Annotated in this window: 10 protein-coding genes; 5 read left to right on the top strand and 5 right to left on the bottom strand. The window is 67.7% G+C overall.

What is annotated here, in order from left to right; genetic code table 11:
* Nucleotides 1-132 precede the first annotated feature (132 nt).
* The 3 genes from ALI44B_RS15520 to ALI44B_RS05550 all read right to left on the bottom strand — a co-directional run bounded on the left by ALI44B_RS15520 (nt 133) and on the right by ALI44B_RS05550 (nt 6,074).
* Entirely contained in the window at nt 133-2,862 is a 2,730-nt protein-coding gene (locus ALI44B_RS15520) for an immunoglobulin-like domain-containing protein (RefSeq protein WP_083709570.1), read from the bottom strand.
* A gap of 238 nt (nt 2,863-3,100) precedes the next feature.
* The gene (locus ALI44B_RS05555) at nt 3,101-4,153 is read right to left on the bottom strand and encodes a putative sulfate exporter family transporter (protein WP_083709689.1); all 1,053 of its coding nucleotides are present in this window, start codon (nt 4,151-4,153) and stop codon (nt 3,101-3,103) included.
* Between the two features lie 13 nt (nt 4,154-4,166).
* Nucleotides 4,167-6,074, bottom strand: a complete 1,908-nt coding sequence (locus ALI44B_RS05550) for a dolichyl-phosphate-mannose--protein mannosyltransferase (RefSeq protein WP_083709569.1) — start codon at nt 6,072-6,074, stop codon at nt 4,167-4,169.
* Between ALI44B_RS05550 and rsmI the strand changes: the two genes are divergently transcribed.
* The 4 genes from rsmI to rsmA all read left to right on the top strand — a co-directional run bounded on the left by rsmI (nt 6,073) and on the right by rsmA (nt 10,430).
* Complete coding sequence (gene rsmI / locus ALI44B_RS05545) at nt 6,073-6,909, top strand: 16S rRNA (cytidine(1402)-2'-O)-methyltransferase (RefSeq protein ID WP_077053648.1); 837 nt, start codon at nt 6,073-6,075, stop codon at nt 6,907-6,909. The genes ALI44B_RS05550 and rsmI overlap by 2 nt on opposite strands.
* Nucleotides 6,910-6,919: 10 nt before the next feature.
* A complete protein-coding gene (gene metG, locus ALI44B_RS05540; RefSeq protein ID WP_077054011.1) occupies nt 6,920-8,500 on the top strand; it encodes a methionine--tRNA ligase in 1,581 nt (526 codons plus the stop codon).
* 95 nt (nt 8,501-8,595) lie between these two features.
* Nucleotides 8,596-9,531: a TatD family hydrolase gene (locus ALI44B_RS05535; protein WP_077053647.1), complete on the top strand. Its 936-nt coding sequence runs from the start codon at nt 8,596-8,598 to the stop codon at nt 9,529-9,531.
* A 65-nt stretch (nt 9,532-9,596) separates the two neighbouring features.
* The gene (gene rsmA, locus ALI44B_RS05530; RefSeq protein WP_077053646.1) at nt 9,597-10,430 is read left to right on the top strand and encodes a 16S rRNA (adenine(1518)-N(6)/adenine(1519)-N(6))-dimethyltransferase RsmA; all 834 of its coding nucleotides are present in this window, start codon (nt 9,597-9,599) and stop codon (nt 10,428-10,430) included.
* 115 nt (nt 10,431-10,545) lie between these two features.
* On the opposite strand, the gene ALI44B_RS05525 is transcribed toward rsmA, so the two are convergent.
* Complete coding sequence (locus ALI44B_RS05525) at nt 10,546-11,805, bottom strand: acyl-CoA dehydrogenase family protein (protein WP_077054010.1); 1,260 nt, start codon at nt 11,803-11,805, stop codon at nt 10,546-10,548.
* 134 nt (nt 11,806-11,939) lie between these two features.
* The gene (locus ALI44B_RS05520; RefSeq protein WP_077053645.1) at nt 11,940-13,328 is read right to left on the bottom strand and encodes an LLM class flavin-dependent oxidoreductase; all 1,389 of its coding nucleotides are present in this window, start codon (nt 13,326-13,328) and stop codon (nt 11,940-11,942) included.
* A gap of 268 nt (nt 13,329-13,596) precedes the next feature.
* On the opposite strand from ALI44B_RS05520, the gene ALI44B_RS05515 reads away from it, so the two are divergent.
* Nucleotides 13,597-15,051 carry an LCP family protein gene (locus ALI44B_RS05515; protein ID WP_238592087.1) on the top strand — a complete coding sequence of 485 codons (1,455 nt, stop codon included), beginning with the start codon at nt 13,597-13,599 and terminating at the stop codon, nt 15,049-15,051.
* Nucleotides 15,052-15,094: the final 43 nt, after the last annotated feature.

Raw genomic sequence — 15,094 nt, 5'->3', positions numbered from 1 at the left:
AGTGCGGCGCGGTGCCCGGTCGTGTCGGCCGGTGACACCGCGCATGGTGCGGATGAAGCGTAGTGCGTAGTGCGTAGTGCAGGAGGGCGGTGGCCCGGCTCGGCTCTCACCGGCCGGGCCACCGCCCGGGGACTAGCTGTGGCGACGCGTGCGGCGCAGGGCGACGAACGTTCCGCCGGCGACGAGCAGCAACACGGCCAGCAGGCTGAGGCCCGCGGCGGTCTCGCTACCGGTCGAGGGCAGCGCGCCGTTCGACGCACCCGGCAGCGGGCTGGTCGTCGGGTCGGCGGCCGGAGCGCCGGTCGGCTGCGCGGTGGGCGCGGTCGTGGGTGCAGCGGTCGGAGCCGTCGTGGGCGCCGGGGTCGGCGCGGGCGTCGGTTCGGCGGCAGGGGCCACGGCGACGGCGGCCGAGGAGGCCACGGCGTCGGCGTAGTTCGCTGCCGAGACGGTCACGCGCACCGAGAGTGCCGAGGCGGAATCCGCGGCGACCGGGGTGTAGGTGGCTGACGTGGCGCCGTCGATCGGCTGACCGGCACGCAGCCACTGGTAGGCCACACCCGTCGGGGCGGGCGTCCACTCGCCGGCCGAGGCTGTGAGGGTCTCGCCGACGCGGGCGTCACCCGTGATGGTGGGCAGGCCGCGCTGCGTGAACGCGCCGTCGGCCACGGTAACCTGGCGGGTTGCCGTGGTGGTGTTGCCGGCAGCATCCGTCACGCTGTAGGTGAGCGTGTAGGTGCCCTCGCTGACGGTGTCGACGGTGCCTGCGACGGTGACGGCCGACGTGAGATCGCCATCCTTGTCGTCGGTGGCGGTGACGCCCGTGGCGGGGTCGAAGGTCGAACCGGTCTGGATGGACGAGGCCGCGGGCACGGTCAGAACGGGCGGTGTGACATCCGCACGTTCGAGCGTGACCTTGTCGACGACGCTGTTCACGGGTGAGGCGGTGCCGTTCTGCTGCGAGCGCAGGGTCGTGACGGTGATTGCATCATCGGTGACCTGGATGTTCGAGTAGTTGCGCACGCGCTCCTGGTTGATGACGGATGCCCACGGGTGCGGGAAGGTCTCGTTGGTGTTGTAGTACTTCGAGCCGCTGGCGGAGTTTGCGGTGACGTAGAGGACTTCGCCATCCTTTGCTTCGACCGTGCCCTGGGCGGCGGCCTCGTCGGGGTTGGCGACGACGCCGTCCTTGATCAAGTAGGTGCGGGTGTAGTTGTGGTCGTGGCCCATGAGCACGAGGTCGATACCGAGTGCCGAAATGGTCGTGGGCAGCTCGGCGCGACGAGCGATGATGTCGGTGTCATCGACATGCGAGGCGACGGAGTAGATCGAGTGGTGGAACGCGAGCACCTTCCACTTGGCCTTGGCGCCCTGTTCGGCGACGACCTTCTCGAGGAACGCCTTGTGGCTCGCGTTGTCGCGGTTGTTGGAGTTGAGCACCATGTACAGAACGTCCTTGTACATGAACCAGTAGTCGCCGCCCGACGACACGGCTGTGCCGGCACCGTAGTTGTAGTCCACATTGGGTTCGTTGTAGTGCTGTTCGTAAGCCTTGGAGCCCACGTCGTGGTTGCCGTTCACGGGTACGACGGGCAGCTCGCGCACCGCGTCGGGGGCGAGGAACGCCTGGTATTCCGCTTCGTTGCCCGCGTGCTCGACCTGGTCTCCCGCGGAGAACAGCATCTCGGCGTCGGGGTAAGTCTGTTGGGCAACCTTCAGGGTGTCGGCCCAGCCGGCCTGGTCGTTCGCCACGCTACCGGAGGCGCCGATCTGAGGATCGCCGACGAAGAAGAAGTTGTAGTCGCCGTCGAAGTCACGGGTCCTGAATTCATAGGTCGACGACCAGCCGTCCGCCTGGCTTCCGACGCGGTAGACGTAGGACGAGTTCTCGGCGAGGCCGGTGAACTCCGCGTGTCGGTTGAACTCGTCGCTCGTCGTGCGGCCTCCCGTCGCGGTTGCCGTGGTCGCCGCAGCGGCCGGGAATGTGGTGCCGCTCATGGCCGATTTCGGGGCGAATTGCGCCACCTGGGTCGTGTCGATGTCGGAGTACCAGGCGAGACGACGTGAGGTTTCGTCAGTACCGATGTTCATGACGATGTCGCCGAGCGTCGCGCCCTCCTTCGGAGGGACCGGTGCGGTGGGCAGGACGGGCGCGAGACGAGGGACGTCCAGGTAGATGTCCGAGCTCTTCTCGCGGTCCTGGTAGAGCGCGATGGCGATGGTGTTCGGGCCGGCGGTCAGCGCTGAGCTGGGAACCGTGAACGTGCTCGTAACGGGATCTCCACCGCTCGCGCCCGCGTACATGAGGTTCTTCTCAGCTTCCGGAGCCGCCTTGACGAGGTCGTCGACGAAGCCGGCAACCTGCTTGCCGTTCACGAAGATCTGGACCGCGTCGTCGTAGGTGATCGTCCCGTCGAGGCTGCCCAGGGCGGCGAGCTGCTCGCTCGAGACCGTGAAGTCCGAGCGGAAGTGATAGGTCTTCACGTCGGGGGTCGACGTTCCGTTGGCGTACTGGTTCAACAGCGTGTTGATGGTGAGGCCGAGACCGATGTTCTTGGTGCCGTTCTTGGCGCCGAAGGCACCCTTGGCGCTCTTCCAGGCGGCGTCGTCGAATGCGGGCTGGGTCCACACTAGGCGGTCGGCGTTACCGGCGGCCGGGTCGGTGTTGTTGTCCGAGTAGGTCCAGGTGCTGTTGGCCGTGCTCAGGTAGGTGGTGGGGAAGGTGACGGCTGCTTCGGCGGGCGCGGCGCTCGTGGCGACGGCCACCGACCCGGCCAGAAGGCCGAGGGTGCCGAGCGTCGCGATCGAGAATCGTGTCACTCGTCGCGTGCGGGGAGACCCCGCCTGGACTGAAGAAATGCTCATTGAAGAAAGAACTCCGTATCGGCTGTGCAGGGGAGCGGGCGTGGGGGCGCGATGGCGCCGGGCCCGTTCCTTCACGCTAGGCAGCCGTGGCAAACCGATCGTGAACGAGCGGTTGCCGAGAGGTTGTTATTCGGCGTCGGAGGCCGGGTTCATGCGTGATTCGGGCGCGAGCCGCTCGCGCGGAAGTCACCACGGCACGCCTGCCGCGTGAGGCTCGCCGAACGGTCGAACGCTGGGCTCAGCCGAGCTGCACGGCTCCGAAGGCGAGCGCGGCGATGAGAGCCCAGGAGCCCAGCCCGACGATGAGCGCCCGCCATCCGGTGCGCACGAGCGAAGCGACACGGATGGCTGCACCGAGCGCGACGAGGGCGAGACCGAGCAGCACGGTCTGCAGGGTGTCGGCCGCCGCGAGAACCGGCGCGGGCACATCGACGAACGTGCGCACGAGCACGGCGCCCACGAAACCCGCGACGAACAGGGGGATGAGGGGTGGGCGCTTGGTGGCCGGGCGCGCGCTCGCGGCATCCCGTCGGCTGACGACCACACCGGCGACACCGACGATGGGCGCCAGCATGAGCACACGCGTGAGCTTGACGACGAGTGCGACGGCGAGCGCTGACGGCCCGGCGATCTGCGCGGTGGCGACGACCTGCCCGACATCGTGCACGCTGGCCCCGGTCCAGTGGCCGAACTGCGTGGCGTCGAGACCCAGTGGATGCCACAGCGCCGGCAGCACGAAGATGGCGAGGGTTCCGCACAACGTCACGAGCGCGACGGGCGTGGCCTGCTCCTTCTCGTCGGCGCGCACGACCCCACCCATAGCGCCGATCGCACTGGCGCCGCAGATCGAGAACCCGGTGGCGACGAGCAGCGGTTCATGCCCCGGCAGCTTCATCAGCCGACCGAACCACAGCGTCGCGCCGAACGTGACGAACACGATCAGGATGGTCGACACGAGCGTCACCCAGCCGAGCGAGAACACGTCGACCAGGCTGAGTTTCAGGCCGAGCAGCACCACGCCGATGCGCATGAGGCGCTTCGCCGCGAACGACAGGCCGGGCTTCGCGACCCCGGAGAGCAGCCGCCTGGTCACGGGCAGCTGACCGATGAGAATGCCGAGCAGCACGCATGCGGTCAGGAGGGGCACGGCCGGCAGCACGCCGTGCACGCCCCACGCCACCAGCACGGCCACACCGGCGATCGCAAGACCCGGCAGGTTGCGCCGCGTCGACGTCGCGAGCGACGAGACGAATGACGAGACGAACGACGTCACGGGCGGCGGGCCGGCCATGCTCACGGCCGGACTAGATCCACGACGGGATCCACTCATGGATCAGCCAGAACCAATACGGAACAGTTGTGCCCGTCCAGAGCGGGTACCAGAAGGCGCTCAACAGCGTTGCGACGGCGAGGAACACGCCCACGATGCCGATGCCTCGGGTGCGTCGGTAGCGCTCATCCGTTCTCTTGCCGAGGATGAGGCCCAGAGTGAACACCAGCCCGAGGATCATGTAGGGCTCGAAGGCGATCGTGTAGAACTGGAACACCGTGCGGCCGAGGTAGAGCAACCAGGGCAGGTAGCCGGCGGCCATGCCCATGAGGATGAGGCCCACGCGCCACTCGCGGTAGCGGGCGAGGCGGTAGACGAGGTAGAGGATGGCCGCTGTGGCCGCCCACCAGATGAGCGGGTTGGCGATCGACGTGATGGCGCCCACGCAGTTGTCCGAGAAGCAGTCGCCATTGGGCACGGCCTGGTAGTACATGCTCGTCGGGCGCAGCAGCAGCAGCCAGCCCAGCGGGTTCGCCATATAGGGGTGCGGTTCGTGCAGGCCCACATGGTATGAGTAGGCGCTCTCGTGATAGTGCAGCAGCGATTGCAGCGCGTGCGGAACCCACGCGAACGTGCCCGTCCAGGCGTTGCCGGGCTGGTCGGCGAAGTCGCGGTAGTAACCACCCGACGTGACGAGCCAGCCGGTCCAGGACGAGAGGTAGACGACGAACGCGATCGGCACCATCAGGATGAAGGCGATGGGGCCCTGTTTCAGGATCGCCGCGCTCAACCAGAAGGGGATGCCGAGCCGGCGACGGTTGAGGGCATCCACGACGATGACGTAGACGCCGAAGAATGCCAGGAAGTAGAGGCCCGACCACTTCACCGCACACGTGGCACCGAAGGCGATGCCGGCGACGAGCAGCCAGGGGCGCCACCACAGCACGGGCCCCCAGTCGGGCATGATGCCCTTTTCCTGCATAACGCGGAACTTCACGGCGATGCGCGTGTTCGTGTAGTCGCGGTCGAGCAGGATCGCGCCGAACCCCACGAGCGCGAAGAACATGACCGAGTTGTCGAGAATGGCGACGCGCGACATGACGATGGCGTGCCCGTCGATCGCGAGCAGGAACCCGGCCATGACGGCCAGCAGCGTGCTGCCGAAGAGCTTGCGCGCGATGAGCATGATCAGCACGACCGCGAGGATGCCGATGACGGCCGTCGAGACGCGCCACCCGAAGGCGTCGCCGGCCCCGAACGCGCCGAGGCCCACGGCGATGAGCCACTTGCCGAGCGGCGGATGCACCACATAAGAGGGGGAGTCGAGGAAGATCTCGGTGTCGCCCGCGGCGAACTTCTCGTCGGCGCCCGTCGGCCACGACGACTCGTAGCCGTTGTTCAGGAGCGTGTAGGCGTCCTTCACATAGAACGTCTCGTCGAAGATGAGCGTGTGCGGGTAGCCGAGGTTCCACAGCCGCAGCACCGCGGCGAGCAGCGTGACGAGCGCGGGGGCGCCCCAGTACCAGAGTTGCAGGCGGCGCGGCGAGTTGATGACGCGGCCGAACCAGTCGTCGAGGCGGCTGCCGCGCTGCTCGGGCAGAAGAGTCTCGGTCGGTCGCGGCTCGGCGTGCGAACCATCGCGGTTGCCGGTGAGGATGCGGTCCCAGGTGGCGCGGGCACCCGAGGAGCGAGTTCCCGTGGCGTCCTCGGAATCGGCGTGTCGGCCCTGCCCGGGGGCGTCGGCCGTCGCTACGGATGCTGTCGCGGAGGGTGTGGCCGCGGCATCCGGGCCCTCTGCTGCCGCCGTCTGCGCTGGCGCGGCGGGCTGACCGGATGCGGACGCGCCGAAGACGACATCGGCGAGGGGCTCACGGTTCTCGGGCTGCACTCTGCAATGGTGCCACAGCGAGTCGCTGGCGAAGTGATGGAAGACTGGCCCCATGATCATTCTCGCGGCCACGCCCATCGGAAACCTCGGCGACGCGTCGCGCAGACTCGTCGAGGCGCTCGAGAACGCCACCGTCGTCGCCGCCGAGGACACGCGCACGACCGTGCGGCTGCTGGCAGGGCTGAAGATCGAGAACCGTCCGCGGCTGATCGCCCTGCACGATCACAACGAGCGCGATCGGGCCGGCGAGCTGGTCGCCATCGCTCAGACCGAAGACGTGCTCGTGCTGAGCGATGCCGGCATGCCCACGGTGTCCGACCCGGGTTTCCACCTGGTCGAGGCCGCCGCGCTTGCGGGTGTCACCGTGACGGCGCTGCCCGGTCCCTCGGCCGTCATCACGGCGCTCGCCGTCGCGGGTCTGCCGACCGACCGGTTCAGCTTTGAAGGGTTCCTGCCGCGCAAGCCGTCCGAGCGGCGCCAGGCCCTGCACGCGCTCGCCGCCGAGCGCCGCACAATGGTGTTCTTCGAGTCGCCCAACCGGCTCGCGGCGTCGCTGCACGATATGGCGGGGGAGGCGGCGTTCGGCCCCACCCGGCGCGTTGTCGTGTGCCGCGAGCTGACCAAGATGTTCGAAGAGGTCAAGCGGGGAACGGCGCACGAGTTGGCGCTGTGGGCCGACCCGGGCGTGCGCGGCGAGATCTGCGTGGTCGTCGAGGGCGCCCCCGAGCGCATCATCGACGCGGAGGAGGGCATTCGGCAGGTGCGTGCGCTCGTCGCCGGGGGCATGCGCGTGAAGGAGGCGGCCGCCGAGGTCGCCGAGGCCACGGGAATGTCGAAGCGCGACCTCTATCAGGCGGCCATCGAAAAGCCCGCCGCCCCGAAACCCTAGAATGGGAAGCATGTCCAGCGGCAAGTCCTTCTACGTCACCACGCCCATCTTCTATGTGAACGATGCGCCCCACATCGGCCACGCCTACACCGAGGTCGCGACCGACTTCTTGGCGCGCTGGCACCGCCAGGCGGGCGACGACACGTGGATGCTCACGGGCACCGACGAGCACGGCCAGAAGATCTTGCGCACCGCCACGGCCAACGGCGTCACGCCGCAGGAGTGGGCCGACAGACTCGTCGAGCAGAGCTGGAAGCCGCTCATCGAGACGATCGACGTGGCCAACGACGACTTCATCCGCACGACCGACCCGCGGCACGAGAAGGCCGTGCAGGACTTCTTGCAGAAGCTGTACGACGACGGCTTCATCTACGCCGGCGAATACGAGGGCTTCTACTGCGTCGGGTGTGAGGAGTACAAACTCCCCAACGAGCTGGCCGATGGCACGGGGCAGTACGAGGGCGAGAAGGTGTGCGCCATCCACTCGATCCCCGTCGAGCGCCTGCAGGAGAAGAACTACTTCTTCCGCATGAGCGACTTCCAGCAGCGGTTGATCGATCTCTACGAGTCCAACCCCACGTTCGTGCAGCCCGATTCGGCGCGCAACGAGATGTTGCAGTTCATCCGCCAGGGCCTCAGCGACCTGTCGATCTCACGGTCCACGTTCGACTGGGGCGTCAAGGTTCCCTGGGACGAGTCGCACGTCGTCTACGTGTGGTTCGACGCGCTGCTCAACTACGTCACGGCCGTGGGTTACGGCCAGGACGACGCCAACTTCGACCGGCGCTGGCCCGCCACGCACATCGTCGGCAAAGACATCCTGCGTTTCCACTCGGTCATCTGGCCGGCCATGCTCATGGCGGCGGGGCTCGATGTCCCGCGCCAGGTCTATGGCCACGGCTGGCTGCTCGTCGGCGGCGAGAAGATGAGCAAGTCGAAGCTGACCGGCATCGCGCCCACCGAGATCACCGACACGTTCGGTTCGGATGCCTTCCGCTACTACTTCATGCGTGCCATCACGTTCGGTCAAGACGGCTCGTTCAGCTGGGAAGACCTGTCGGCCCGCTACCAGTCCGAGCTGGCCAACGGTTTCGGCAACCTGGCGTCGCGTGTCGTCGCCATGATCGAGCGCTACTTCGAGGGCGTCGTGCCGCCCCAGGGCCCGGCATCCGAGGCCGACCTCGCCATTCAGAAGGTCGTGGCGGATGCCGCGGCGGCGGCAGATGCGGCCGTCGAGCGTCTCGCGATCCACGACTCCCTGTCGGCCATCTGGACCATCGTCGACGAGCTCAACGGTTACATCACCGACATGGCGCCGTGGCAGTTGTCGAAGGACGACGCCAACCGCGAGCGTCTGGGCACCGTGCTCTACACGGCGGCCGAGGGGCTGCGCGCGCTGGCCGTGCTGCTGCACCCGATCATGCCGAAGGCCACCGAGAAGCTGTGGACGGCGCTTGGCCACCGCGACGTGCTGGGCGAGCTGTCGGCTCAGCCGGTGCGCGAGGCGGCCACGTGGGGTCAGCTGACGGCGGGCACGAGCGTCAATGGCCTCGAGCCGTTGTTCCCGCGCATCGAGACGCCCGCGGCCTAGGCCCGTCACCCCTTGCGTAGATTCGGCGCCGCAGTTCGTCAACCCTGATCGCCAAACCCTGACCGGCCCCCGCGGGGGTGCGGTAGCGTCGGGGTATGACTGAGCCTCAGCACGTCAGACAGCGCGACCAGGGTGAGCGGAAAGACCTCTCTTACCCGCCCACGCCCGAATCGCTCGTCGTCGGGGTGTACGACAATCACACGCATCTCGAGATCGCCGACGGCGTCGAGCCGCTGACGTATCGCGAACAGCTCGACCGCGCGTCGGCCGTGGGTATTCGCGGCATCGTGCAGGTCGGCACCGATGTGGCGACGAGCACGTGGGGCGCCGAGATGGCGGCCATCGAGCCGCGCATGTTGGCGGCGGTGGCGGTGCACCCGAACGAGACGGCCGTGCTCGAGGCGCGCGGTGAGCTCGATGCGGCCCTCGAGGCGATCGCTGCGTTGGCTACTCGGCCGCGCGTGCGCGCCGTTGGCGAAACCGGGCTCGACTATTTCCGCACGACCGATCCGGCCGGGCGAGCCGCGCAGATGCGGGCTTTCGAGGCGCACATCGAGATCGCGAAGAAGAACAACCTGGCGTTGCAGATTCATGATCGCGACGCGCACGACGATGTGGTGGCCACGTTGAAGCGCGTCGGCGCCCCGGAGCGCACGGTGTTCCACTGCTTCTCGGGTGGTGAGGAGCTGGCGGAGATCTGCACGCAGAACGGCTGGTACATGTCGTTCGCGGGCACGGTCACGTTCAAGAACGCGGTCACGCTGCGCGAGGCCCTCGATCGCGCGCCACGCTCGTTGCTCCTGGTCGAGACGGATGCTCCGTTCCTCACGCCCGTGCCCTACCGCGGTCGCCCGAACGCGCCGTACCTGCTGCCGCACACCCTGCGTTTCATGGCGTCGCATCTCGGCACCGATGTGACGATGTTGGCGGCGCAAATCAATTCGAACACGGAGTCGGTCTACGGGCATTGGGATGACGAGCCGGTGACGTCTCAGCGTGGCCCGTTCGCCGACCAGCCATCCCCGTCCTAGGCCCCGTAGAATCGACTGTCGGGCTCTCCCGGCCGCCTCACTCGAACCGACTGGATGACATCCCGATGAGCCTTCTCGGCCCCGCAGAGATCCGCGACCTCGCCGAACTCCTCGACGTGCAGCCCACCAAGAAGTTGGGCCAGAACTTCGTCATCGACGCGAACACCGTGCGTCGCATCGTGAAGGTCGCCTCGGTCGAGTCGGGCGACAGCGTCGTCGAGATCGGCCCGGGCCTCGGCTCGCTGACGCTCGGTCTGCTCGAGGTGGGCGCCTCGGTCGTGGCGGTGGAGATCGACACGCGCCTGGCGACACAGTTGCCGAAAACGGTCGAGCTGATGCATCCGGGTGCGCCGTTGACGGTCATCGCCGAGGACGCGCTGCGCATCACGGAGTTGCCCGATGCGCCCACGCGGCTCGTGGCGAACCTGCCGTACAACGTGTCGGTGCCCGTGTTGTTGCACTTCTTGGAGCACATTCCGTCGTTGCAGTCCGGCGTCGTGATGGTGCAGGCGGAGGTCGGTCACCGGCTAGCCGCCGACCCCGGCTCGAAGGTCTATGGATCGCCGAGCGCGAAGGCGGCCTGGTATGGCAAGTGGCGTCTGGCCGGCAATGTGAGCCGCCAGGTGTTCTGGCCGGTGCCCAATGTCGACAGTGTGCTCGTCGGTTTCGAGAAGCGCGAGGTGCCGCTCGGCTCCGAGGAGGAGCGCCTGGCCACGTTCGGCATCATCGATGCCGCGTTCCAGCAGCGCCGCAAGATGCTGCGCCAGGCCCTCGGCCAGCTGCTCGGCAGCTCGCAGGCCGCCTCTGAGCAGATGGTGCGTGCGGGCATCGAGCCGACCGCGCGCGGAGAGCAGCTCACCGTGCACGACTTCCTCGCCATCGCCCGGGCCGCCGAATAACCGACGCCTCGCACAGCCCGAGCCGGGCTTGAGCCTAGCGTGCCCGGGCCCGCTCTGAACCGCTCCCGTGGAGCAGCGCCCGCAGGCGGACCGCGCCCGCGCGACCCGGCCCGCCTCAGCCCTCGGCCGAGGCCCCGGCCTTCTCGGCGCGTTTCGACCAGGCGCTGACCGGGCGGGTGCCGTTCAGCAGGTAGTCGCCGATGGCGCGCTCGCGCAGGATGGCCGGATTGTGGCTGGACAGGGTGCGCGCGTTGCGCCAGTGTCGGTCGAGTTGTCGCGCGCTGGAGGTGGCCGAGGCGCCGCCTACCTCGAAGAGCAGCGTGGTCGCCTCGAGTACGGCAGCGATGACCTGCTGCTGGGCGCGGAACACGGTGATGAGGGTCTCGTCGTAGTCGTCCTGTGACCAGTCGCCCGCGTGGAAGCGGTCGAAGTTCGCCTCGAGGGCGCGCGCAACGTCTCGCACGAGCGCGTCCGCCGTGGCCGACAGGGCGCTCAGTTTGCCGATGACACGCTGCACGAGCGGATCGTCTGCGGGGCGGGAGGCGCCGAGCACCCCGAAGGTGCGGGTGCGCCCGCGGACGAAGTCGACGGCGTCGCGCAGCACGGCGCGGCCCGTTCCCGCGAGGGCGGCCAGGAGCACGGTCTGGTAGAAGCTCGTGATGTTGGCCTGCGTGCGCTCGTCGTCGAAGTTGGCGAACACGATGTGCTCGGGTTCGATGACGGCCCGTTCGAAGCGTGTGGTGCCCGACCCGGTGAGGCGCTGACCGAAGCCGTCCCAGTCGTCGAGCCGCGTCACGTTGGGCTGATCGGCGCGGACGGCCAGACCGGCCTGCGAGCCGCCGTAGACCGCGCCCGTCCAAATCCAGTCGGCGTAGATGCTGCCCGTGCTGTAGTACTTCTCGCCCGTGAGCCGCCACCCGTCGTCGGTCTCTTCGAGCAGCGCCGAGGAGGCGGTCTCGGGGCCGCGCTCGGCTTGGGCGTTGCCGATGACGGCTCCGCCGACGATGAGGTCGAACCACTTCTTCTGGTCGAGGCGCTCGGGCGAGTTGAGACGCGATTCGACGAAGGCGTGGTGGCCGCGCCAGAGCTGCGGGAGGTTGGCATCCGCCTCGCCGAGCTCGATGAGGAGTTCGACCAATTGACTGAGCGAAGCACCGAGACCACCGTACTCGAGAGGAACCCGCACGCGCCCGAAGCCCGCCTCACGCAGCCATGTCACCTCGTCGTGGGCGAGCCGCCGATCGGTCTCTCGTTCGACCGCGGTGTCGCGAATGCGGTCGAACACGGGCCGGAATCGTGCTGCCAGCTCGGTATAGGTGGGGGGCGTGGCTAGAGTCGACGTCGACTCGGGCTTTTCGATCGTGTCTGTGGTCATGATGATCCAATCGTTGGCGGAGCGCCGGACCTCGGACGGGTCGGCGAACACCGCTCGAAGCTGTCCGCGTTCGAGCGGTGAGACCAGGGCGGGCGAAACCCGCGGTGGTCGTGAATGTGTGACGTGAGGGTGGTCTAGTCGTGCAGGTGTGCGCCGCCGCGGTAGCGGGCGCCGGGGTGCTCGGGGAACAATCGCGCGTTGCCGGCGCCGAACAGGCGCTCCCTCAGCGTGGGAGCTTCGTAGGAGGTGCGATAGCGCCCCCGCTTCTGCAGCTCGGGCACGACGTATTCGATGAAGTCGCGCGCCGTGCCGGGGGTGAGGAACTGCCGCAGGTTGAAGCCGTCGAGGCCCGTCTCGTCGACCCAACGCTCGATCGCGTCGGCCACCTCGACGGGGGTTCCGACGGCGAAGAACGGCGGGCGGTCGAACCGTGTCACGGCTTCGAGGGCGTCGGCCACCGTGGCTCCGGGCGGGTAGTGCCGGCGGTTCGCCCCGGCATTGTCACGGCCGGCTTTCGCCTCGGCAGCGAGGATGTCGCTGATGAGGGCGTCTTTGGGATAGGCGGCGAGGTCGATGCCGCCGCCACCCGAGTGGGTGAGGTAGCCCTCGTCGCTCGAATACCGCTTGTATTCCTCGGCCTTCGCCAGGGCCGCATCACGATCGCGGTCGACGATCACGACCGCCGAAGCGAACGTCTTCACGTGATCGGCGCCCCGGCCGTTCTCGACCGCGCGGCGCCGGATGTCGGCGATGTTGTCGCGGTACACCTCGAGCGAGTTGCCGCCGACGAAGACGCCCTCGGCGTGCTTGGCCGCGAACGCCCGGCCCGAATCGCTCGAACCGGCCTGGAAGATGACGGGTGTGCGCTGGCGGGACGGCTCGCTCAGGTGGGGCCCCTTCACGCGGAAGTGCTCGCCGACGTGGTCGATGTATCGCACCTTGGACGGATCGGTGTAAATGCGGTTCTCGCGGTCTTGCACGACCGCGTCGTCGTCCCACGAGCCCTCCCACAGCTTGTAGAGCACGTCGAGGTATTCGTCGGCGATGGCGTATCGATCGCCGTGTGCGACCTCGTCGTCGTGCCCGAAGTTGCGCGCGGCGTTGGGCAGATAGCTCGTCACCACATTCCAGCCGAAGCGGCCCTTGGTGAGGTGGTCGAGCGTGGAGGCGCGTCGCGCGAATGCGAAGGGCGGCTCATAGGTGGTAGAGAACGTCGCCGCGAAGCCCAGGTTCTTGGTCGCTGCGGCCATAGCGGGGATGACGAGCAGCGGATCGTTGTTCGGAATCTGCACGGCCTCTTTCAGCGCCGTCTCTGGCCCGTCTCGGTAACCGTCGTAGGTGCCGATCACATCGGCCAGGAACACCGCCTCGAACAGACCCTCTTCGAGCAGCTTCGCCTCTTCGACCCAGAAATCGAGGTCGTTGAATCGATGCCGATTGTTGTCGGGATGCCGCCACAAACCGTGCGAGATATGGCCGACGCAGTTCATCTCGAAGAGATTGAAGGCGATGTTGTCCGTCATGGTGCTCCGTTTCTGTGCTGTCCTCATTCTTGCCAGGTGAAGCGGCGGGCACCCAGACATCCGCTCGAATGTGGACAACTATTACGCGTCGCGCCTGTGGAGAACGATGTGACGGGATGACCGCGCACGGCGTTTTCGCATGACCTCTCCAGCACGCGCCCAGTCCTCATCCCCTACCCTGGAGTGTGCTTTCCTCGCCCTTTTCCCGCCTCGTCACCGCGCCTTCGCGCCTGACCCGCGCCCGAATGACGCCCGGAGGCAGCATCCGATGAGCGATCAGCCGAGCATCCTCGACCTGAAACCGGTCGCCCATCGCCGCAAGCGCGGCCCCGGCGCACTCATAGCCCGCTGGGTCGGGTTCAGCCTCGTCGCCGTGCTCCTCATCGGCGGCGGTTACGCGTTCTACAACTACCAGCGCTTCGTCTCGGGAATCACCCACATCGATGCGATCCCGCAGTCCACCGACAGCGCCGACGACGACGTCGATGGTCAAGATCAAAACATCCTGCTCGTGGGCGACGATCACCGCCCGGCGGGTGCCACACAGGCCGAGCTCGACAAGCTCGGCACCGAAGACGACGGCGGCGGCGTCAACACCGACACCATGATCGTCATGCACATCCCGGCCGACGGCAGCAAGGTCACGATGGTGTCGTTCCCGCGCGACTCGTGGGTCGAGATCCCGGGTTACGGCATGAACAAGCTGAACGCCGCCTTCACGCTGGGCGCGCAAAACGGCGACGATTCGGCGGGCGCGCAGCTGCTCATTCAGACCATCCAGAACATGACCGGGCTGACGATCGACCACTTCGTTCGGGTCTCCCTGCTCGGCTTCTACAACGTGGTCGACGCCCTGGGCCCCGTCGACGTCTGCCTTATCAACCCGGTGAAGGACCCGTACTCCACCATCGACCTGCCGGCCGGTGTGTCCACGCTCGATGCGAAACAGGCCCTCGCCTTCGTTCGCCAGCGCCACGGTCTGCCGAACGGCGACCTCGACCGCCAGGTGCGTCAGCAATACTTCCTCTCGGTCGAGGCGCGCAAAATGCTCTCGGCCGGCACCCTGCTCAACCCGGTGAAGCTGCAGAACGTGCTCGACGCGGTCTCGTCCTCGATCGAGACCGACCCGGGGCTGAACCTGCTCGAACTCGCCGGCCAGGTGCGCAACCTGCGCGCCGACAACATCGTGTCGGCCACCGTGCCTATCACAGGCACCCCCACCATCACGGTGCGGGGGCAGAAGCTCTCGATCGTCGAGATCGACCAAGCCGCCATGCCCGAGTTCATCGCCCAAGTGGTCGGAACCCCCACCGCCTATGGCGCTGCCACCGCGGCAACCCCCGCCGAGACGACCGTGACCGTGGTGAATGGCGCCGCGATCGGCGGCGTGGCGCAGGCGAACACCGACGCCCTGGCCGCTTTCGGCTTCCAGACGAAGCCGCCCACCTCGGGCGCCACGATCGCCAAGACGACGATCAGCTATCCCGCGGGGCAGGAGGCGCAGGCGAAGGCCCTCGCCGCGTACTACCCGAACGCTTCGGTCATCTCGTCGACCACGGCCACGGGTGTTACCCTCACGATCGGAACCGACAACCAGGCGCCCACCGACCCGAATGCCGCGCCGCCGCCCGCCACCGAGGCTCCCGTCGAGGCGGCACCGACACCGACGCCGACGAGCACCGACACCCCGAAGAACTTCGGCGAGACGGCCTGCATCAACTAGTCCCGCGACTCCTACGCAAACGTGAGCGGCATTCAACCCGCGC

This window comes from Leifsonia sp. ALI-44-B (assembly GCF_001984125.1).
Lineage (GTDB): Bacteria > Actinomycetota > Actinomycetes > Actinomycetales > Microbacteriaceae > Okibacterium.
The sequence above is the reverse complement of the archived record's forward strand: the minus strand, read 5'-3'. Positions and strand labels throughout refer to the sequence as shown.